Below are 20,104 nucleotides of genomic sequence, written 5' to 3' on the forward strand. Positions count from 1 at the left end.
CGTCACGCGCGGAAGTGGCGCTCCAGCCCCCGCCACACCTCGTCGTACCCCCGCTGGAGGTGTTCCGCCGACGCCGCCTGCTGCGTCGCCGTCACCGGCCAGCGCGTCTCGAACATGAACGCCAGGCCGTCGTCGATCTTCTGCGGCTTCAGCTCGGCGGCGCTCGCCTTGTCGAAGGTCTCCCGGTCGGGCCCGTGCGCCGACATCATGTTGTGGAGCGAGCCGCCGCCGGGGACGAAGCCCCCCTTCCCGGCGGCCTTCGCGTCGTACGCGCCCTCGATCAGGCCCATGTACTCGCTCATCACATTGCGGTGGAAGTACGGCGGCCGGAACGTGTCCTCGCCGACCAGCCAGCGCGGCGCGAAGACCACGAAGTCGACGCCCGCGAGGCCCGGGGTGTCGGAGGGGGAGGTGAGGACCGTGAAGATCGACGGGTCCGGGTGGTCGTACGAGATGGTCCCGATGACGTTGAAGCGGCGCAGGTCGTACACGTACGGGACGTGGTTGCCGTGCCAGGCGACCACGTCCAGCGGCGAGTGGTCGTACCGCGCGCTCCACAGGTTGCCGCAGAACTTGTTGACCACCTCCACCGGACCCTCCGCCTCCTCGTACGCCGCGACCGGCGCGAGGAAGTCCCGGGCGTTGGCGAGGCCGTTGGCGCCGATCGGGCCGAGGTCGGGGAGCTGGAAGGGCTGCCCGTAGTTCTCGCACACGTAACCGCGGGCCGTCTCGTCGAGGAGCTCGACCCGGAACCGCACCCCGCGCGGGATCAGCGCGATCTCGCCGGGGTGGGCCGCGAGCAGACCGAACTCGGTGCGCAGCAGCAGTCCGCCGCGCTCGGGAACGATCAGCAGCTCGCCGTCCGCGTCGCTGAAGACCCGGTCCATGGGGGCGTTGGCGTGGTAGAGGTGCACGGCCATGCCGGTGCGCTGGGTGGCGTCGCCGTTGCCGCCCAGCGTCCACAGGCCCGCCAGCCAGTCCGTGCCGACGGCCGGCTCCGGCAGCGGGTCCCAGCGCAGCCGGTTGGGGTCGGGCACGGTCTCGGTGAAGGGCGCGCCGCGCAGCCGGCCGTTGTCGGTGCGGACGAACGCGGGGTGGGCGGCGGACGGGGTGATCCGGTACAGCCAGGAGCGGCGGTTCTGCGCCCTCGGCTCGGTGAACGCCGAACCGCTCAGCTGCTCCGCGTAGAGCCCGAGGGGGGCGCGCTGCGGCGAGTTCCGGCCATGCGGCAGGGCGCCGGGAACCGCTTCCGAGCTGTGCTCGTTACCGAACCCCGGGGAGTACGACAGCGCCTGTGCCGTCTTCCTGGCCTGCTCGCTGCTGGTGGTCATCCGCCGCTCCCGCCGCTGAGGAATCCTGCAATCCTATGGGACACCGTAGGATTCGGATCGGACCGCGTCAACGGCAGAACCGGCCGGGCGCGGCATGATGGGGCCGTGCCCCATGCGAATCTCCGCCGCGCACCCGTGCAGCAACGCAGTGCCGAGCGCCTCAGCCGGATCCTGGACGCCTGCGCCGAGCTCCTGGACGAGACCGGTTACGAGGACCTCTCCACCCGGGCCGTGGCCCAGCGTGCGGGCGTGCCCATCGGCTCGGTGTACCGCTTCTTCAGCAACAAGCGGGCGCTCGCCGAGGCGCTCGCCGCCCGCAACCTCGACCGGTTCGCGGAGATCGTCGGCGCCCGGCTCGCCACCATCGAGGCCGAGGACTGGCGCGGTGCGATCGACGCGGTGCTGGACGAGTACCTGGTCCTGAAGAAGACCGTGCCCGGCTTCAACCTGGTGGACTTCGGCGGGCCGCAGCCGGTCGCCGACCCCGCCGCCGACGCCAACCACCTGCTGGCCGAGCGGCTCGCCGAGCTGCTCCCGGCCCAGTTCGGCCGCGCCCCCGACGCGGAGCTGCGCCTGACCATCCTGGTGGCGGTCGAGGCGGCCGACGCCCTGCTGCGGCTGGCCTTCCGCACCGACCCGGCGGGGGACCCGGGCATCGTCGGTGAGACCCGGGAGCTGCTGCACGCGTACCTGGCCCGGACCCTGGGCTGAAAGCCTGCCCCAGGACCCCCCGCCTGCCCCTTGGTGCCCGGCGCGCCGCCCCTCGCCCGCGCCTGGTGCCCGGTGCGCCGCCGTACGTACCGCCGCCTTGACGCCCGGCGCGCCCCCGCACGTACCGACCCGGCCATCCCCGCCCCCCGGGCCCACGGCCGGAGCGCCAAGACGGGCCCCGCTCCCGTGCCGCGGCCCTCGCCACCATGCCTACCGGTCGGTATGCTCGGATCGCCCGTGCGTCACCCGCCGCTGCCCCCGGGGAGGACCCCCATGTCCGCACTGCGCATCTGCCCCCTCTGCGAAGCCACTTGCGGGCTGACCCTGACCGTCGAGGGGACCCGGGTCACCGGGGCCCGCGGCGACCGGGACGACGTGTTCAGCCAGGGGTTCATCTGCCCCAAGGGCGCCTCCTTCGGTGAGGTCGACGCCGACCCCGACCGGCTCACCGCGCCCCTGATCCGCCGCGAGGGGCGCCTGGTGGAAGCGGGCTGGGACGAGGCGTTCGACCTGATCGCGGAGCGGATCCGGCCGGTCGTCGAGACGTACGGCGCCGACGCCGTCGGGGTGGTGCTCGGCAACCCCAACGTCCACACCATGGCCGGCGCCCTCTACCCGCCCGTGCTGCTCGGCGCCCTGCACACCCGCAGCCTCTTCACCGCGAGCACCCTCGACCAGATGCCCAAGCACGTCTCCAGCGGGCTGCTCTTCGGCGACCCGTTCGCCATACCGGTGCCGGACCTCGACCGCACCGACCATCTGCTGCTGCTCGGCGCCAACCCCCTGGAGTCCAACGGGAGTCTGTGCACCGCGCCGGACTTCCCCGGCAGGCTCAAGGCCCTGCGGGCGCGCGGCGGCACCCTCACGGTCGTCGATCCGCGCCGCACCCGGACCGCGAAGCTGGCCGACCGCCACCTCGCCCCCCGCCCCGGCACCGACGCGCTGCTGCTCGCCGCGCTCGCCCACGTCCTGTTCGAGGAGAAGCTGACCTCGCCCGGCGAACTCGCGGACGCGGTGGAGGGGCTGGCCGACGTCCACGAAGCCGTACGGGAGTTCACCCCCGAGGCGGTCGGGGCGGCCTGCGACCTCGACCCGGACGAGATCCGCGCCCTCGCCCGCGAACTCGCCGCGGCGCCCACCGCCGCCGTCTACGGCCGCATCGGCAGCTGCACGGTGGAGCACGGCACCCTGGCCAGCTGGCTCGTCGACGTCCTCAACATCCTGACCGGCAACCTGGACCGGCCCGGCGGCGCGCTCTTCCCGCTCTCCGCCACCGACCGCGCCCCGCGTCCGGCCGGGCCCGGCCGGGGCTTCGAGATCGGCCGCTGGCGCAGCCGGGTCGGCGGCCACCCCGAGGCCAAGTCGGAGCTGCCCGCGGCGGCCCTCGCCGAGGAGATCGAGACGCCGGGGGAGGGGCAGATCCGGGCGCTGATCGTGTGCGCGGCCAACCCGGTGCTCTCCGCCCCCGACGGCGACCGGCTCGACCGCGCGCTGGCCGGGCTCGACTTCATGGTCAGCGTCGACCCGTACCTCAACGAGACCTCACGCCACGCCGACGTCGTGCTGCCCCCGCCGCCGCCCTCGCAGAGCGCCCACTTCGACTTCGCCTTCAACGCCCTCGCCGTACGCAACCAGGTCCGCTACACCCGCCCCGCCGTGCCGCTCGCCGAGGGCAGGCTCGACGAGTGCGAGATCCACGCCCGGCTCGTCCTCGCGGCGACCGGGATGCACGGCGCCCCGCCGGACGCGGTGGACGCGATGGTGATCGACCGCACCCTGGGCAAGGCCGTGGCCGACCCGCACTCGGCCGTGCACGGACGCGACGCGAAGGAGCTCGCCGCGCGGCTGACCGGCGGGAACGGACCCGAGCGGCGCCTGGACATGATGCTGCGGCTCGGCCCGTACGGTGACGGCTTCGGCGCCGACCCCGAGGGCCTCAGCCTGGAGCGGGTGCTCGCCCACCCGCACGGCATCGACCTCGGGCCGCTGCGGCCCCGGCTGTCGCAGGTGCTGCGGACCCGCAGCGGGCGGATCGAGCTGCTGCCCGCCCCGATCGCCGAGGACCTGCCCCGGCTGCGCGCCGCGCTCGGCGCCCGCCCCGACGGGCTCGTCCTGATCGGCCGGCGGCATCTGCGCTCCAACAACAGCTGGCTGCACAACATCCCGTCCCTGAACGGCGGTTCCAACCGCTGCACCCTCCACGTCCACCCCGAGGACGCGGCGCACCTCGGTGTGCGCGAGGGCGACCTCGTCCGCGTCACGGCGGACGGCGGCGCGGTGGAGGCACCCGTGGAGATCACCGACTCGGTCCGCACCGGGGTCGTCAGCCTTCCGCACGGGTGGGGCCACGACCGCCCCGAGACCCGGCTCGGGGTCGCCGCCGGACGGCCCGGGGTCAACGTCAACCAGCTGCTCGACGGCTCGCGGCTGGACCCGCTGTCGGGGACGGCGGTGCTCAACGGCTTCCCCGTCGAGCTGGTCGCACTTCGTTGACCTGGGGTTTTGCTCGTATTGCTCACACGTCAACGTCTTGCTGACGCCGGAAGGGCCGCCCTAACGTCATCCGCACCGCCAGCCCCCTGGTGGGAGTTCAAGGGTGAACGTTAGGTGTCCTCCATGCTGACCGTCCTCGGCTTCACCATGATCGCGACCTTCCTGGTGCTGATCATGCTGAAGAAGCTGTCGCCCATCGCGGCGCTGGTTCTGATCCCCGCCCTCTTCTGCGTCCTCGTGGGCAAGGGCGCCCACCTCGGCGACTACGTGGTCGACGGCGTGGGCAAGCTCGCGCCGACCGCCGCGATGCTGATGTTCGCGATCATCTACTTCGGGGTGATGATCGACGTCGGCCTCTTCGACCCGGTCGTCCGGGGCATCCTGCGGTTCTGCAAGGCCGACCCGGTGCGGGTGGTCGTCGGCACGGCGGTGCTCGCCGCGATCGTCTCCCTCGACGGCGACGGCTCGACCACCTTCATGATCACGGTCTCCGCGATGTACCCGCTCTACAAGCGGCTGGGGATGAGCCTGGTGGTGATGACGGGAGTCGCCGCCACCGCCAACGGCGTGATGAACACCCTGCCCTGGGGCGGACCGACCGCCCGCGCCGCCACCGCCCTCAAGCTCGACGCGTCCGACATCTTCGTCCCGATGATCCCGGCCCTCGCGGTCGGCCTGGTGGCGGTCTTCGTCCTGGCGTACGTGCTGGGCCGCCGCGAGCGCGCCCGGCTCGGCCTTCTCACCCTCGACGAGGCCCTGGAGCCGGAGAGCGAGACCGTCCTGGTGGCGGCGGGCGGCTCCGAACCGCCGCGCCCGGTGGCGGCCGACGGGGGCGCGCCGGCGTCCGAGGTCACCGGCTTCCAGGGGCTCGACTCCGAGCGCGCGACCCTGCGTCCCAGGCTGTACTGGTTCAACGCGGCCCTCACCGTGGTGCTGCTCACCGCGATGATCATGGAGTGGCTGCCGATCCCGGTGCTGTTCCTGCTGGGCGCGGCGCTCGCGCTCACCGTCAACTTCCCGCACATGCCCGACCAGAAGGCGCGGATCGCCGCCCACTCCGACAACGTGGTGAACGTGGCGGGCATGGTCTTCGCGGCGGCCGTCTTCACCGGGGTCCTCAACGGCACCGGCATGGTCAAGCACATGGCCGACTGGCTGGTCGGTGCCGTCCCCGACGCCATGGGCCCGCACATGGCGCTGGTCACCGGCGTCCTGAGCCTGCCGCTCACGTACTTCATGTCCAACGACGGCTTCTACTTCGGCGTCCTGCCGGTCCTCGCGGAGGCCGGGGCCGCACACGGCGTCTCCTCCGTGGAGATCGCCCGCGCCTCGCTCGTCGGGCAGGCGCTGCACATGTCGAGCCCGCTGGTGCCCGCCGTGTACGTCCTGGTGGGCATGGCCAAGGTCGAGTTCGGCGACCACACCCGGTTCACGGTGAAGTGGGCGGCGCTCACCTCGCTGGTGGTCCTCGGGGCCGGGATCCTCTTCGGGATCATCTGACGGGCCGTCGGAAGTGGGGTTGCTGCGCCGGACGGGCGACATCGCGCGGTCCGTCCGGCGCTGCTCCGCCGTTTCGCCGGGCGGATGTGAAAGAGAGTCAGACGAAAGGTCGATTTATATGACAATCTGACTCGAAGGAAAGCGCATGTCTGCCTCCTCACCTCCGTGCCCCACCGTCCGCCGCCCCGCCGCCACCGCCGCAGCGGCCCTCGCCCTCGGGCTGGCCGGAGCCGTCCTGGCCGGGGCGCCCGCCGCCCACGCCGCCCCCGGCGACAACGGCGACGTGAAGATCCACAACCTGGGCACCCCGTTCACCGACCAGCGCGACGAGCCCAAGGTCTGCGGGTTCTACCTCGACGGGTTCAACTTCGACCCGAAGCAGAACATCAGCTACTCGATCCAGCCGCAGCCGCAGCGGGCGGCCGGCGCGACCCTCACCGGCGCCATCCCGCTGCCCACCGGCGTCGGCCACACCCTGCCGCTGACCCTCCCGGACGGCCAGTACAAGCTCACCTGGAACGTCGTCGGGCTCAAGGCCGCCGGCAAGACGAAGGTCTTCAAGGTCGACTGCAATCCGGTCACCGGCCCGTCGAGCAGCCCCAGGAGCATCCTGCCCAACGGCGGTCCGAACGCCGGCGGCGGCGGTCTGGCCGGGGACGGCGGCGGCTCCGGCGACGGGGTCTCGCCGGCGGCGGGCGCCGCGGCCCTCGGTCTGATCGGCCTCTCCGGGGCGCTCTTCGTGCGACGGCTGCGCCGGCGCCCGCATGGCGCCGCGTAACGGTTCCCCCAGGCCCTGCCACCGCTCCCGCGCCTACCGGCTGACGCGGACGGCGGCGCTGGCCGCGACCCTGGTCGTCGGCGGCGTCTGGTGGGCCCAGGACGACGGGTCGGTCGCACCGGTCGCCCTGGGCACCGCGGGGGCCGGGGGCGCGGCGGCGCCCTCGGCCCCCACGGGGGGCGACGGGGACGAGCAGCCCCCGGGGGCGTCCGCGGCCCCGGGCGTGGCGGGGGCCAAGCCGGGTGCGGGCCGCCCCGTCCCGGGCGGGCACGGCCGGTCCGCCGGGCCCACGGCCGCCGCCCGCCCGCCCCGGCCGCTGCCGCCGTCCCGGGCGACCGGCCTCGCCATCCCGTACTTCGGCCTGCGGGCGCCGGTCGTCGGCCTCGGCCTCGACCGTACGCACCAGCTGGCCACCCCGCCGGTCGACAACCCCAAGCTGGTCGGCTGGTACCAGGGCGGGCCCAGCCCGGGCGGGACGGGCACGGCCGTCGCCGTCGGCCACCGCGACACCCGCACCGGGGCGGCCGTCTTCGCCAACCTCGCGATGCTGCGGCCCGGCCGGCTCGTCGAGGTCCGCCGCGCCGACCGCAGGACCGCGGTCTACACCGTGGACGCGGTCCGCACGTACGACAAGGCGGGCTTTCCCGACAAGGAGGTGTACGGCCCGCGGAACCGGCCCGAGCTGCGGCTGATCACCTGCGGCGGCAAGTTCGACCGCAGGAAGGGCTACGAGAGCAACGTCGTGGTCTTCGCCCACCTGACCGCCGTCCGGGGGCCGGGCCGGACCGCGTAGCCTCCTTCCGGCGCCCGGAACCGCGGGCGGCCCTGGTGCCGGAAAACTACCGGCGCTAGTTTGGGTGCACTGTCCCAGACCCAACGAGGAGTGCGATGAACGCCCACGACGGGATGTACATAGCCGGCCGGTGGACGCCCGCCGCGGGCGGCGACACGATCGCCGTGGTGAACCCGGCGGACGAGCGGGTCATCGCGCACGTCCCGGCGGGCACCGCCGAGGACGTCGACGCGGCGGTGCGCGCGGCCCGCGCGGCGCTGCCGGGCTGGGCCGCGACCCCGCCCGCCGGGCGCGCCGCGCTGATCGCCGCCCTGCGGGACCGGCTCGCCGCGCGCAAGGACGAGATCGCCGCGACCGTCACCGCCGAGCTCGGGGCGCCCGAGCAGTTCGCCCAGCAGGTGCACGTCGGCCTGCCGATCGCGGTCGCCGGTTCGTACGCCGAACTCGCCGCCGCGTACGCCTTCGAGGAGCGGATCGGGAACTCGACGGTCTTCCACGAGCCGGTCGGCGTGGTCGGCGCGATCACGCCCTGGAACTACCCGCTGCACCAGATCGTCGCCAAGGTCGCCCCGGCGCTCGCCGCGGGCTGCACGGTCGTGCTCAAGCCCGCCGAGGACACCCCGCTCACCGCGCGGCTCTTCGCCGAGGCGGTGCACGAGGCGGGGCTGCCCGCCGGGGTGTTCAACCTGGTCACCGGGCTCGGCCCGGTCGCGGGCCAGGCCCTCGCCGCGCACGAGGACGTCGACCTCGTCTCCTTCACCGGCTCCACGGCCGTGGGCCGGCGGATCGGCGCCACGGCGGGCGGGGCCGTCAAGCGCGTCGCCCTGGAGCTGGGCGGCAAGTCCGCCAACGTGGTCCTGCCCTCCGCCGACCTCGCCAAGGCCGTCGCGGTCGGCGTCGCCAACGTCATGAGCAACTCCGGGCAGACGTGCAGCGCCTGGACCCGGATGCTCGTCCACACCGACCGGTACGAGGAGGCGGTGGAGCTCGCCAGGGCCGCCGTGGCCAAGTACCCGGCGGGCGACCGCGTCGGCCCGCTGGTCAGCGCCCGGCAGCGGGAGCGGGTGCGCGGCTACATCGAGAAGGGCGTGGCCGAGGGCGCCCGCCTCGTCGCGGGCGGCGCCGAGGCCCCGCTGGAGCGCGGGTACTACGTGGCGCCCACCGTCTTCGCGGACGTCACCCCCGAGATGACCATCGCCCAGGAGGAGATCTTCGGCCCGGTCCTCTCGCTGCTGCGCTACGAGGACGAGGAGGACGCGCTGCGGATCGCCAACGGCACGGTGTACGGGCTCGCGGGCGCGGTCTGGGCCGGGGACGAGGGCGAGGCCGTGGCCTTCGCCCGGCGGATGGAGACCGGTCAGGTGGACATCAACGGCGGCCGGTTCAACCCGCTGGCCCCCTTCGGCGGCTACAAGCAGTCCGGCGTCGGCCGCGAGCTCGGCCCGCACGGCCTGGCCGAGTACCTCCAGACCAAGTCCCTCCAGTTCTGACACTCACCTGTGACACCTCCGGCACCCGGTGCCGAGGTGCCGTTCCGACGCCCAGCCCCTGCCGACTCTCCGAACCCGGGAGCACCTCGTGGTCCGCGCCGCCGTCCTTCCCTCCATCGGTTCCCCGCTGGAGGTCACCGAGATAGAACTCCCCGAGCCCGGCCCCGGCCAGGTGCGGGTGCGCCTCGCCGCCGCCGGGGTCTGCCACTCCGACCTGTCGCTCTCCAACGGCACCATGCGGGTGCCCGTCCCCGCCGTCCTCGGCCACGAGGGCGCCGGCACGGTCGTCTCCGTCGGCGAGGGGGTCACCTCGGTGGCGCCGGGCGACGGCGTGGTCCTGAACTGGGCGCCCTCGTGCGGCACCTGCCACCCCTGCTCGCTGGGCGAGGTGTGGCTCTGCGTCAACGCGCTGACCGGCGCCGGCGCGGTGTACGCGCGCACCGCGGCCGGGACCGACCTCCACCCCGGCCTCAACGTCGCCGCGTTCGCCGAGGAGACGGTGGTGGCCGAGAACTGCCTGCTGCCGCTGCCCGAGGGCATCCCGCTCACCGAGGCCGCCCTCCTCGGCTGCGCGGTCCTCACCGGCTACGGCGCGGTCCACCACTCGGCCCGGGTGCGCGAGGGAGAGACGGTCGCGGTGTACGGCGTCGGCGGCGTGGGCCTGGCCACCCTCCAGTCGGCCCGTATCGCGGGCGCCGCGCGGATCGTGGCGGTCGACGTCTCCCCGGCCAAGGAGGAACTGGCCCGGCGGGCGGGCGCCACCGACTTCGTCGTGGCCTCGGAGACGACCGCGAAGGACGTCCGCAAGCTGACCGGCGGCCACGGCGTGGACGTGGCCGTGGAGTGCGTCGGGCGCGCGGTGACCATCCGTACCGCGTGGGAGTCCACCCGGCGCGGCGGGCGCACCACGGTCGTCGGCATCGGCGGCAAGGACCAGCAGGTCACCTTCAACGCCCTGGAGATCTTCCACTGGGGCCGTACGCTCTCCGGCTGCGTCTACGGCGACAGCGACCCGGCCCGCGACCTGCCGGTGCTCGCCGAGCACGTCCGGGCCGGGCGGCTCGACCTGGGCGCGATGGTCTCGGAGCGGATCGGGCTCGACGGGATCCCGGCCGCGTTCGAGAACATGCTGGCGGGCAAGGGCGGCCGGGCGCTGGTGGTCTTCTAGCGGGCCGCGGTCTCCGGCTCCGGCGCCACCGCGACGCCCGCGCCCACCGGTGCCGTACGGTCCGTACGGCGCCGGGGGCGGGAGCGGGAGACCGCCACGCCCGCGAGGCAGAGGGCGCCGCCGGCGAGCGTGAGCCACGCCGGGACCTCGTCGAGGACCAGCCAGGACATCAGCACCACCAGCGTCGGCACCGCGTAGGTGGTCGCGCCCATGCGGCCCGCCGTCGTACGGGCCAGGGCGTACGCCCAGGTGGTGAAGGCGAGCGCGGTCGGGAAGACGCCCAGGTAGACCATGTTGAGGGTCGCCGGGACCGGTGCGGCGGCGGCGTCCGCCACCAGCTGCCCGCTGAACGGCAGGCAGAGCGCGGTCCCCACCAGGCAACCGAAGAAGGTGACCTGGAGCGCGCTGCCGTGGGCCAGGGCCGGCTTCTGCGCCACCACCCCGGCCGCGTACGCCACCGCCGCCAGCAGGCACAGCGCCACCCCGAGGACGTTCGCGCCGCCCTCGCCGGACATCGACAGGCCGACCGCCACCGCGCCCGCGAACGAGACGCCCATGCCCGCCACCAGCCGGGGCGGCAGCCGCTCGCCGAGGAAGCGGGCGCCGAGCAGGGCGATCAGGATGGGGCCGATGTTGACGACCATCGCGGCCGTCCCCGCGTCGACCCGCTGCTCGCCCCAGTTGAGCACCACCATGTACAGCCCGAACCACAGGAGGCCGGAGAGGACCGTGCCGCGCCAGGCCGCCCGCGGCGGCAGCCCCTCGCGCCGGACGGCCATGAGCACACCGAGCACGAGGGTGCCCGAGAGCAGTCGGCCCAGGGCGAGCGCCCCGGGGGAGTAGGCGTCTCCGGCGCTGCGGATCGACACGAAGGCCGAGGCCCACAGCACCACGGAGACTCCGGCGGCGGCGAGGGCGAGCCCTTGCGAACGGCGCCCGGTGTGCGAGGAGTTCGTCATGTGCCGACGGTACGGCCGCGACGGTTCGGCGCTCACCGAATTATCGCCCGCCGCCCGGTGCCCGGGTCACCGCAGGCTCGCCTTCTCCACCCCGAGCAGCTCGGCCAGCGCCTCCTCGCCCGCCGGCGTCACCCGCACCGCCCGCTCGGAGCCGATCCGTACGCACCACTCGGCCTCCAGCGCGTGCGCGCAGAGCACGGCCCCGGCGACCCCGGCCAGATGCGGGCGGCGCTCGGTCCAGTCCAGGCAGGAGCGCACCAGCGGGCGTTTGCCGCCGGGGGAGAGGTCGAGCCCCAGCTCCCCGTACCAGCGCAGGCCGTCGCGCGTCAGCGCGAACCCGGCGTCCTGGGTGAGCAGGCCCCGTTCCGTCATCGCGTCCGTGACGGCGATGCCGAGGCGGCCGGCGAGGTGGTCGTAGCAGGTGCGGCCGCGGGCCATGGCGCTGCCCGCCGAGACGGCCCGCAGGGTGCGCGGCCGGTCCGGGGCCGCGGTCCTGGCCGCCAGCTCCTCGACGAGATGGGCGGTGCCGGCGTCGGCCAGGCACACGTACCGATGCCGCCCCTGCCGCTCCTCGCGGAGCAGCCCGCCCGCGACCAGCTTGCCCAGGTGCTCACTGGCCGTGGAGGGAGCGACCTTCGCGTGCCGCGCCAGCTCGCCCGCCGTCCAGGCGCGCCCGTCCAGCAGCGCCAGGCAGAAGGCCGCGCGGGTCTCGTCGGCGAGCAGCGCGGCGAACGCCGCCAGTCCGGATCCCGTGGTGGTGGTCATACCTCAAGGATGCCGCCGTCACCCTTCGGCCGGGGCCGAACCGTGGCCGAGGCGGTGGGGGCGGCCGGGCAGCGCGTCGTACTGCGCCTGGAGCCCGTCCAGCAGGGCCCGCAGCCCGGTCTCGAACGCGCCCTCGTCGATCTCCTCCTGGCGCTCGGCCAGCAGATGGGCCTGGCCGAGATGGGGGTAGTCGGCCGGGTCGTACGCGCTCTCGTCGGCCACGAAGCCGCGGGCGAAGGAGCCCAGGGCCGAACCCATGACGAAGTAGCGCATCAGGGCGCCGATACGGGTGGCCTGCGCGGGCGGCCAGCCGGCCGCGACCATCCCGCCGAAGACCGCGTCCGCGAGCCGCAGACCCGCCGGGCGGCGGCCGGGGCCCTGGGCGAGCACCGGGACGATGTGGGGGTGGCGGGTGAGGACCGCCCGGTAGGACAGGGCCCAGTCGTGCAGCGCGGTGCGCCAGTCCCGGCCGTCGCCCGCCTCGAACATCGCCAGGTCGACCTGGGCCGAGGTGGCGTCCGCCACCGCCTCCAGGATCTCGTCCTTGGTACGGAAGTGGTTGTAGAGGGAGGGGCCGCTCACGCCCAGTTCGGCGGCGAGGCGGCGGGTGGAGACGGCCGCGAGCCCTTCGGCGTCCACCAGCGCGCTCGCCGCAGCGACGATGCGGTCGTGGCTGAGGAGGGGCTTGCGCGGTCGGGCCATGCGGCACATAGTAGGCGTGCGCAGGGAAAACTAGCAGTGGTAATTAAATGGTGGCCCAACCGGCCGCCCGGACTACCTGGGGTGCGAACGGGATGAACCTGGAGCTGAGCGAGGAGCAGGCCGCGGTGCGCCGGCTCGCCGAGGACTTCGTCGCCCGCGAGGTCACCCCGCACGCCGCCGCCTGGGACCGGGCCGAGAACGTCGACCGGTCGATCGTCAAGAAGCTGGGCGCGCTCGGCTTCCTCGGGCTCACCCTCCCCGAGGAGTACGGCGGCTCGGGCGGCGACCACCTCGCCTACTGCCTGGTCACCGAGGAGCTCGGGCGCGGCGACTCCTCGGTGCGCGGCATCGTCTCCGTCTCGCTCGGCCTGGTCGCCAAGACCCTGGCGCACTGGGGCAGCGAGGAGCAGAAGCGCGCCTGGCTGCCCCGGCTGGCCTCCGGCGAGGCGCTCGGCTGCTTCGGGCTGACCGAACCCGGGACCGGCTCGGACGCCGGGAACCTGGCGACCCGCGCGGTCCGCGACGGCGGTGACTACGTGATCAACGGCTCCAAGATGTTCATCACCAACGGCACCTGGGCCGATGTGGTGCTGCTCTTCGCCCGTACCAACGACACCCCCGGGCACCGGGGCGTCTCCGCGTTCCTGGTGCCGACCGACACCCCCGGACTGAGCCGGCGCCCCATCCACGGCAAGCTCGGCCTGCGCGGCCAGGCGACCGCCGAGGTGGTCCTCCAGGACGTCCGCCTGCCCGCGGACGCGCTGCTCGGGCCGGAGGGCAAGGGGTTCTCGATCGCCATGTCCGCGCTGGCCAAGGGGCGGATGTCGGTGGCGGCGGGCTGCGTCGGCATCGCCCGCGCGGCGCTGGATGCGGCGGTCGGCTACGCCGGGCAGCGCGAGCAGTTCGGCCGGTCCATCGCGCACTACCAACTGGTCCAGGAACTCATCAGCGACATCTCGGTGGACGTGGACGCGGCCCGGCTGCTGACCTGGCGGGTCGCCGATCTCATCGACCGGGGCGAGGAGTTCGCCACCGCCGCCTCCAAGGCCAAGCTCTTCGCCTCCGAGGCCGCCGTGCGCGCCGCCAACAACGCCCTCCAGGTGTACGGCGGTTACGGCTACATCGACGAGTACCCGGTCGGCAAGCTGCTGCGCGACGCGCGCGTGATGACGCTGTACGAGGGCACCAGCCAGATCCAGAAGCTGATCATCGGCCGCGCGGAGACGGGCGTCTCGGCCTTCTGAGTACGTCCTGAGTACGGGAGCGGATGTGGCCCCGGACACCCGCGCCGCATGCTGGCCCCATGAGTGAGACACCGGTCAAACAGCAGAACACGGCCGCGTACTACGGCCAGGCCGTCGCGTCCTTCGCCCTCGCCCTCGGGGCCACGGCGATCGGCATCACCCGGCTCCACGCCGACGCCTGGGTGCGCGGTTTCCTCGGGATAGCCGTCCTCTACCTCGTCACCTCCGCCTTCACCCTCGCCAAGGTGGTCCGCGACCGCCAGGAGGCCGGGCAGATCGTCAGCCGGGTCGACCAGGCCCGCCTGGAGAAGCTGCTCGCCGAGCACGACCCGTTCCAGAAGCTCTAGCGCTCGCTCTAAGCGCTTGCTCACCTTCGGGGTATGGTGTTCGTCCGAAGAAAGGGGCTGGCGATGGGTGCGGCTGAGGAGATGGCGGTCGGCGAGGACAGGCCGTGGGGCGAGGTCACGCCCGAGGCCGCCCGGAGGCTGCTCGTCGCCGCCGTGGAGGCCTTCGCGGAACGCGGCTACCACGCCACGACGACCCGGGACATCGCGGGCCGCGCCGGAATGAGCCCCGCCGCGCTCTACATCCACTACAAGACCAAGGAAGAGCTGCTCCACCGGATCAGCCGGATCGGCCACGACAAGGCCCTGGAGATCCTGGAGACGGCCGCGGACGCCGGGGGCACCGCCGCCGAGCGCCTCGCGGACGCCGTGCGCTCCTTCGTCCGGTGGCACGCCGGGCACCACATGACGGCCCGCGTGGTCCAGTACGAACTCGACGCGCTCGGCGAGGAGCACCGCACCGAGATCGTGGGGCTGCGCCGGCGCAGCGACGCGGCCGTGCGGCGCATCCTCAACGAGGGTGTGGCGGCGGGCGAGTTCGACGTGCCGGACGTGCCCGGCACCACGCTCGCGGTCCTGTCGCTCTGCATCGACGTGGCCCGCTGGTTCAACACCGAGGGGCGCCGCACTCCCGACGAGGTCGGCGCGCTCTACGCCGGTCTCGTGCTGCGGATGGTCGGGGCCCCGACCGCTTAGGGCCCGTGGCCGGCCCGGGAAGGCGGCCGCAGGCGCCCGGGGAGGTGCCCGGGGTCAGGCTCCCGGGGTCAGGCCCCCGGGGTCAGAAGAAGTACCGCGACACCGACTCCGCCACGCACACCGGCTTCTCGCCGCCCTCACGCTCGACCGTGACCTTCGCGGTCACCTGCACGCCACCGCCCGCCTCCACCACGTCGGTCAGGACCGCGGTGGCCCGCAGCCGTGAGCCGACCGGGACCGGCGCGGGGAAACGGACCTTCTCGGTGCCGTAGTTGATGCCCATCCTCATGCCCTCGACGCGCAGCACCTGCGGGACGAGCGCGGGCAGCAGCGAGAGCGTCAGATAGCCGTGCGCGATGGTCGTCCCGAACGGCCCGGCCGCCGCCCGCTCCGGGTCGACGTGGATCCACTGGTGGTCCCCGGTGGCGTCCGCGAACAGGTCGATGCGGTGCTGGTCGATCTCCAGCCAGTCGCTGTACCCGAGCGGCTCGCCCACTCCGGCCTTCAGCTCGTCGGCGGAGGTGAAGATCCTCGGCTCTGCCATGCCCGGTTCCTGCCTCTCTCGCATGCTTCGGCTGTCTTTGCGCCTCCACTGTCCAAGCGCTTGCTCAGCATGCTGGGGGCGGTGCCCGCTGTCAACGGTGATCCCGCCCGCGCAGTAGGGTTCGAGAGGTGCCGCAGATTCCAGAGAAGGTCCATGAGCTCACGGTCGGTCAGCTCTCCGCCCGTAGCGGTGCCGCCGTGTCCGCCCTGCACTTCTATGAGTCCAAGGGCCTGATCAGCAGCCGCCGCACCTCGGGCAACCAGCGCCGCTACAGCCGCGACGTGCTGCGCCGGGTCGCCTTCGTCCGGGCCGCCCAGCGCGTCGGCATCCCGCTCGCCACCATCCGGGACGCCCTCGCCGAACTCCCCGAGGAGCGCACCCCCACCCGCGAGGACTGGGCGCGGCTCTCCGAGAACTGGCGCTCCGAACTCGACGAGCGCATCAAGCAGCTGAACCGGCTGCGCAACCACCTCACCGACTGCATCGGCTGCGGCTGCCTGTCGCTGGAGACCTGTGTCCTGTCCAACCCGGACGACATCTCCGGCGAGCGCCTCACCGGCTCGCGGCTGCTGCCCGAGCGCAGGAAGCAGCAGCGGCCCGCGCCCGAGCCCGAGTCCGCGCCCGACACCGCCGCGTGCGGGACCTGTTAGCCGTACGGACCGGTCGGCCGTGGGCGGCCGCACGGCGGTGTACGGCGGAGTCCGTCCCGAACACACGGGGGCGGTACGGGGCGGCCCCCGGCCGCGTCCGCCCCCGGGTGTCTCAGGCCACCGACGCCAGCTCTCGGTGCCGGACCGCCTTGGCCCGCACCAGCGCCTCGGCGGTCAGGACCGGCTGGGGCACCAGGATGCCGCAGCCGGTGCAGACCGGGCCGCACCACGGGTCGTGGGCGAGATCGCGCTGCCACACCAGCCGCTGCCCCTCGCAGACCGGGCAGGCGGAGCCCGGCACCGTGCGCAGGGCCGCGATGATCCGGCCGAGCACCTCGGCCAGCGGCTGCGCCGGGTGCACCGACGGGTCCTCGCACCACGCCACCCCGAAACCGCCCCAGGTGCGCCGGTGCCAGTCGTCGAACGAGCCCGGGATCCGCAGGCCGGCGTGTTTCTCACGCTTCCTGCGGGCCGCGAACTCCGCTTCGTACCGGAGCCAGACGGCCCGCGCCGCCTCCAGCTCGTCGAGCGCGGCCACCAGCCGCGCCGGATCGGGGGCCCGGTCCTCGGGCCCGATGCGATGCCTGGTGCACAAGTGGTCCCAGGTCGCCCGGTGTCCATAAGGGGCGAACCGCTCCAGGCACTTGCGCAGCGAGTACCGGCGCAGCGCGAGATCGTTGCGTGGGTCGCGGACTTGTCTCGCAAGGCTGCGGAAACCGGCCATGGCCCTGCCACCTCCGTCGCTCGTGTATCGGCGAATGTTCGGCGTCGAGGAATGGACGTACGGCTACCCGATCCGGCTCCATCGAAAATCGGATGGGCCTCATCAAACGGCGCTGACCAGAATCCGTCGCACGCCCCCCGGAGTGCCCCGGGCGCCCCACCCCGTCGCCCTGTGGGGATTCCGGGGAGGTCACGCACGTTCGGGAAAGGTGACGTGTGTTCATCTTCCCTCCTGCGGTACCCCTCAGTAACCTCCGCCGCATCGGTCCTCCCTAGGAGCACGCATGCGACGACCCACCGCACGGCTCAGAACCGCCACCGCCGCCACCGTGATCGCGCTCTCGGCGGCCCTCCTCGCCCCCCTCAGCCAGGCCGGCGCGGCCGAACCCCCCAACAGCGACTACTGCCTCGGGCGGTGCGGCGACATCCTGCCGCCCGGCGAGAACGGCAACGCCACCCTCGTCGAGATCCTCGGCAACAAGGCCTTCGGCACCCATCCCGCGCACAGCGACGACCAGCTCGGCAAGTACGACGCGCTGGTGGCCGGCCAGTCCTCGCTCACCGACGACAAGCTCAACTCCTTCTTCAACGACGCCTCCTTCGGGGTGCCCAGCGGCCAGGCGGCCTCCACCAGCTCCCCGCGCCCCGACGTCACCATCACCCGGGACAAGGCCACCGGCGTCCCGCACATCAAGGGCACCACCCGCTACGGAACCGAGTACGGCGCCGGGTACGCCGCAGGCCAGGACCGGCTCTGGCTGATGGACCTGTTCCGGCACATCGGGCGCGGCGAGCTCACCTCGTTCGCGGGCGGCGCGCTCGCCAACCAGGGTCTGGAGCAGGAGTTCTGGCCGCAGGCCCCGTACACCGAGGCCGACCTCCAGGCGCAGGTCGACCGGATCCGCACGACCAACGGCCCGCGCGGCGAGCAGGCGATGGCCGACGCGCAGGCGTACGTGGACGGCATCAACGCCTACGCCAAGCAGTCCAAGGACGGCCGGTACTTCCCCGGCGAGTACGTCCTCACCGGCAAGATCGACGCCCTCACCAACATCGGCGAGATCCAGCCGTTCAAGCTCACCGACCTGATCGCGCTCGCCTCCGTTGTCGGCGGGCTCTTCGGCGGCGGCGGTGGCGGCGAGGTGCAGGCCGCGCTCTCCCTCCAGGCCGCCCAGGCCCGGTACGGCGTCGTCGAGGGCACCAAGGTGTGGGAGTCCTTCCGCGAGCGCAACGACCCCGAGGCCGTCCTCACCGTCCACGACGGCACGAGCTTCCCGTACGCGACGAAGCCCGCGAACCCGCAGGGCACCGCCATGCCCGACCCCGGCACGGTCGTCCCCGAGCAGCTCGTCTACGACCGCACCGGCTCGGCCGTCACCGGGGCCAGGGCCGATGTGCGCGTCCCCGAGCGGCTGAAGCCGCTCAAGGGGATCTTCAACAACGGCGCCGTGCCCGGCTTCGACATCGGCAGGCCGCGCGGGATGTCCAACGCGCTGCTCGTCTCCGGCAGCCGCACCGCGAGCGGCAACCCGGTCGCCGTCTTCGGCCCCCAGACCGGCTACTTCGCGCCGCAGCTGCTGATGCTCCAGGAGATCCAGGGGCCCGGCATCAGCGCCCGGGGCGCCTCCTTCGCCGGCGTCGGGATGTACGTCCAGCTCGGCCGGGGCCAGGACTACGCCTGGTCGGCCACCTCCGCAGGACAGGACATCACCGACACCTACGCCGTCGAACTCTGCCAGGACGACGCCCACTACCTCTGGCGGGGCGTGTGCACCCCGATGGAGAAGCTGGAGAAGGCCAACGCCTGGAAGCCGACCACCGCCGACAACACGGCGGCGGGCTCCTACCGGATGCAGGTGTGGCGCACCAACTACGGCATCGTCACCGCCCGCGCCAAGGTCGCCGGCAAGCAGGTCGCGTACACCTCGCTGCGCTCGACCTACCGCCACGACGCCGACTCGATCATCGGCTTCCAGATGTTCAACGACCCGGGCTTCGTCAAGGACGCGGCCACCTTCCAGCAGGCCGCCCAGCACGTCGACTACGCCTTCAACTGGTTCTACGCGGACTCCCGCACCGCCGCCTACTACAACAGCGGCAAGAACCCGGTACGGAATCCGGCCGTCGACCCCTCGCTGCCGACAGCCGCCGACCGCGCCTACGAGTGGCAGGGCTACGACCCCGCCTACAACACCGCCGAGTACACCCCACCCGCCCAGCACCCGCAGTCGGTGGGGCAGGACTACTACATCTCCTGGAACAACAAGCAGGCGAAGGAGTACACCTCCGCCGGGTTCGGCCACGGCTCGGTGCACCGGGGCAGCCTCCTCGACGACCGGGTGAAGGCGCTGGTCGCGCGGGGCGGCGTCACCCGCGCCGCGCTCACCCGGGCCATGGCGCAGGCCGCCGTCACCGATCTGCGCGGCGAGGACGTGCTGCCGGAGCTCCTGAAGGTCATCCGCAGCGCCCCCGTCACCGACCCCCAACTGGCCACCGCCGTGACGCAACTGGAGTCGTGGAGGGCGGACGGGTCCCAGCGCCGGGAGACCGCGCAGGGCTCGCGCGCCTACACCCACCCCGACGCCGTGCGGCTGATGGACGCCTGGTGGCCGCTGATGATCGAGGGCGCGTTCCGGCCGGGGCTCGGGGACGGGCTGTACTCGGCGCTCACCTCGGTCCTGTCCGTCGACGAGGCGCCCTCGGCCGGGCACGGTCCGACCGGCGCGCACGCCGGGTCCTCGTTCCAGAGCGGCTGGTGGAGCTACGCGGACAAGGATCTGCGGACGGTGCTGGGGGAGTCCGTGCAAGGACCCCTCGCCCGTACGTACTGCGGCGACGGAAAGCTCTCCGCCTGCCGTGACACCCTGCTCGCCACGCTGAAGCAGGCCGCGGCCAAGACCCCGGCCCAGGTGTATCCCGGTGACGCGGGGTGCGCGGCCGGGGACCAGTGGTGTGCCGACTCCATCGTCCAGCGCCCGCTGGGCGGGATCGCCCACACCTCGGTCAACTGGCAGAACCGGCCCACCTACCAGCAGGTGGTGGAGTTCGCCTCGCACCGGTGAGCCGCTGACACCGCCCGCCGCCCGCCAGGCGGGCCGGGGAGGGGAGGGGCTGGTCGCGCCCATGCCGATGAGGTTCGAGCGGTGGATGCGCTCGTAGGACTCGGCGACGACGGCCTTGACGCCGAGCAGCGCCGTGCCCTTGGCGGCCCAG

The 20,104-nt window shown here is 73.4% G+C and carries 18 protein-coding genes and 1 pseudogene; 12 read left to right on the forward strand and 7 right to left on the reverse strand.

The window, feature by feature from the left end; translation table 11 throughout:
* Window positions 1–2: 2 nt before the first annotated feature.
* A complete protein-coding gene (hmgA, locus tag ABZ404_RS31885) occupies window positions 3–1,331 on the reverse strand; it encodes a homogentisate 1,2-dioxygenase (protein WP_358836755.1) in 1,329 nt (442 codons plus the stop codon).
* 105 nt (window positions 1,332–1,436) lie between these two features.
* Here hmgA and ABZ404_RS31890 point away from each other — a divergent pair, with 105 nt between their 5' ends.
* The 7 genes from ABZ404_RS31890 to ABZ404_RS31920 all read left to right on the forward strand — a co-directional run bounded on the left by ABZ404_RS31890 (window position 1,437) and on the right by ABZ404_RS31920 (window position 10,264).
* Entirely contained in the window at window positions 1,437–2,042 is a 606-nt protein-coding gene (locus ABZ404_RS31890) for a TetR/AcrR family transcriptional regulator (protein WP_358836756.1), read from the forward strand.
* 273 nt (window positions 2,043–2,315) lie between these two features.
* Entirely contained in the window at window positions 2,316–4,535 is a 2,220-nt protein-coding gene (locus tag ABZ404_RS31895) for a molybdopterin oxidoreductase family protein (protein ID WP_358836757.1), read from the forward strand.
* 123 nt (window positions 4,536–4,658) lie between these two features.
* On the forward strand, window positions 4,659–6,035 hold the full coding sequence (locus ABZ404_RS31900) for a citrate:proton symporter (protein WP_358836759.1): 1,377 nt from the start codon (window positions 4,659–4,661) through the stop codon (window positions 6,033–6,035).
* A 145-nt stretch (window positions 6,036–6,180) separates the two neighbouring features.
* Window positions 6,181–6,813, forward strand: a complete 633-nt coding sequence (locus ABZ404_RS31905; RefSeq protein WP_358836758.1) for a hypothetical protein — start codon at window positions 6,181–6,183, stop codon at window positions 6,811–6,813.
* Complete coding sequence (locus tag ABZ404_RS31910) at window positions 6,800–7,606, forward strand: class F sortase (RefSeq protein WP_358991162.1); 807 nt, start codon at window positions 6,800–6,802, stop codon at window positions 7,604–7,606. The genes ABZ404_RS31905 and ABZ404_RS31910 overlap by 14 nt, the downstream gene beginning before the upstream one ends.
* 95 nt (window positions 7,607–7,701) lie before the next feature.
* On the forward strand, window positions 7,702–9,096 hold the full coding sequence (locus ABZ404_RS31915) for an aldehyde dehydrogenase family protein (RefSeq protein WP_358991165.1): 1,395 nt from the start codon (window positions 7,702–7,704) through the stop codon (window positions 9,094–9,096).
* 88 nt (window positions 9,097–9,184) lie between these two features.
* Window positions 9,185–10,264, forward strand: coding sequence for a Zn-dependent alcohol dehydrogenase (locus tag ABZ404_RS31920; RefSeq protein ID WP_358836018.1), 1,080 nt, complete (start codon window positions 9,185–9,187; stop codon window positions 10,262–10,264).
* Here ABZ404_RS31920 and ABZ404_RS31925 read toward each other — a convergent pair.
* The 3 genes from ABZ404_RS31925 to ABZ404_RS31935 form a co-directional block, all read right to left on the reverse strand.
* Window positions 10,261–11,223, reverse strand: a complete 963-nt coding sequence (locus ABZ404_RS31925; RefSeq protein ID WP_358836019.1) for a DMT family transporter — start codon at window positions 11,221–11,223, stop codon at window positions 10,261–10,263. The two genes, ABZ404_RS31920 and ABZ404_RS31925, sit on opposite strands and share 4 nt — an antisense overlap.
* A 66-nt stretch (window positions 11,224–11,289) precedes the next feature.
* On the reverse strand, window positions 11,290–11,988 hold the full coding sequence (locus ABZ404_RS31930) for a winged helix-turn-helix domain-containing protein (RefSeq protein WP_358836020.1): 699 nt from the start codon (window positions 11,986–11,988) through the stop codon (window positions 11,290–11,292).
* Between the two features lie 18 nt (window positions 11,989–12,006).
* The gene (locus tag ABZ404_RS31935; RefSeq protein ID WP_358836021.1) at window positions 12,007–12,690 is read right to left on the reverse strand and encodes a TetR/AcrR family transcriptional regulator; all 684 of its coding nucleotides are present in this window, start codon (window positions 12,688–12,690) and stop codon (window positions 12,007–12,009) included.
* Between the two features lie 92 nt (window positions 12,691–12,782).
* On the opposite strand from ABZ404_RS31935, the gene ABZ404_RS31940 reads away from it, so the two are divergent.
* From ABZ404_RS31940 to ABZ404_RS31950, 3 genes are all read left to right on the forward strand, one after another.
* The gene (locus ABZ404_RS31940; protein ID WP_358836022.1) at window positions 12,783–13,934 is read left to right on the forward strand and encodes an acyl-CoA dehydrogenase family protein; all 1,152 of its coding nucleotides are present in this window, start codon (window positions 12,783–12,785) and stop codon (window positions 13,932–13,934) included.
* A 59-nt stretch (window positions 13,935–13,993) separates the two neighbouring features.
* On the forward strand, window positions 13,994–14,281 hold the full coding sequence (locus ABZ404_RS31945; protein ID WP_358836023.1) for a YiaA/YiaB family inner membrane protein: 288 nt from the start codon (window positions 13,994–13,996) through the stop codon (window positions 14,279–14,281).
* Between the two features lie 63 nt (window positions 14,282–14,344).
* Window positions 14,345–14,974 carry a TetR/AcrR family transcriptional regulator gene (locus ABZ404_RS31950; RefSeq protein ID WP_358836024.1) on the forward strand — a complete coding sequence of 210 codons (630 nt, stop codon included), beginning with the start codon at window positions 14,345–14,347 and terminating at the stop codon, window positions 14,972–14,974.
* Between the two features lie 82 nt (window positions 14,975–15,056).
* Here the strand turns inward: ABZ404_RS31950 and ABZ404_RS31955 are convergent, their stop codons facing one another.
* Window positions 15,057–15,518, reverse strand: a complete 462-nt coding sequence (locus ABZ404_RS31955; protein WP_358836025.1) for a MaoC family dehydratase — start codon at window positions 15,516–15,518, stop codon at window positions 15,057–15,059.
* A 128-nt stretch (window positions 15,519–15,646) separates the two neighbouring features.
* Here ABZ404_RS31955 and soxR point away from each other — a divergent pair, with 128 nt between their 5' ends.
* Window positions 15,647–16,168: a redox-sensitive transcriptional activator SoxR gene (gene soxR, locus ABZ404_RS31960; protein ID WP_358836026.1), complete on the forward strand. Its 522-nt coding sequence runs from the start codon at window positions 15,647–15,649 to the stop codon at window positions 16,166–16,168.
* Between the two features lie 112 nt (window positions 16,169–16,280).
* On the opposite strand, the gene ABZ404_RS31965 is transcribed toward soxR, so the two are convergent.
* Window positions 16,281–16,892, reverse strand: a complete 612-nt coding sequence (locus ABZ404_RS31965) for a hypothetical protein (RefSeq protein WP_358836027.1) — start codon at window positions 16,890–16,892, stop codon at window positions 16,281–16,283.
* 283 nt (window positions 16,893–17,175) lie between these two features.
* Between ABZ404_RS31965 and ABZ404_RS31970 the strand changes: the two genes are divergently transcribed.
* A complete protein-coding gene (locus ABZ404_RS31970) occupies window positions 17,176–19,953 on the forward strand; it encodes a penicillin acylase family protein (protein ID WP_358836028.1) in 2,778 nt (925 codons plus the stop codon).
* A gap of 57 nt (window positions 19,954–20,010) precedes the next feature.
* Here the strand turns inward: ABZ404_RS31970 and ABZ404_RS31975 are convergent.
* Window positions 20,011–20,104, reverse strand: a pseudogene (locus ABZ404_RS31975) (hypothetical protein); the annotation flags it as partial.

The organism is Streptomyces sp. NPDC005878 (assembly GCF_040629815.1).
In the GTDB taxonomy this organism is placed as follows: domain Bacteria; phylum Actinomycetota; class Actinomycetes; order Streptomycetales; family Streptomycetaceae; genus Streptomyces.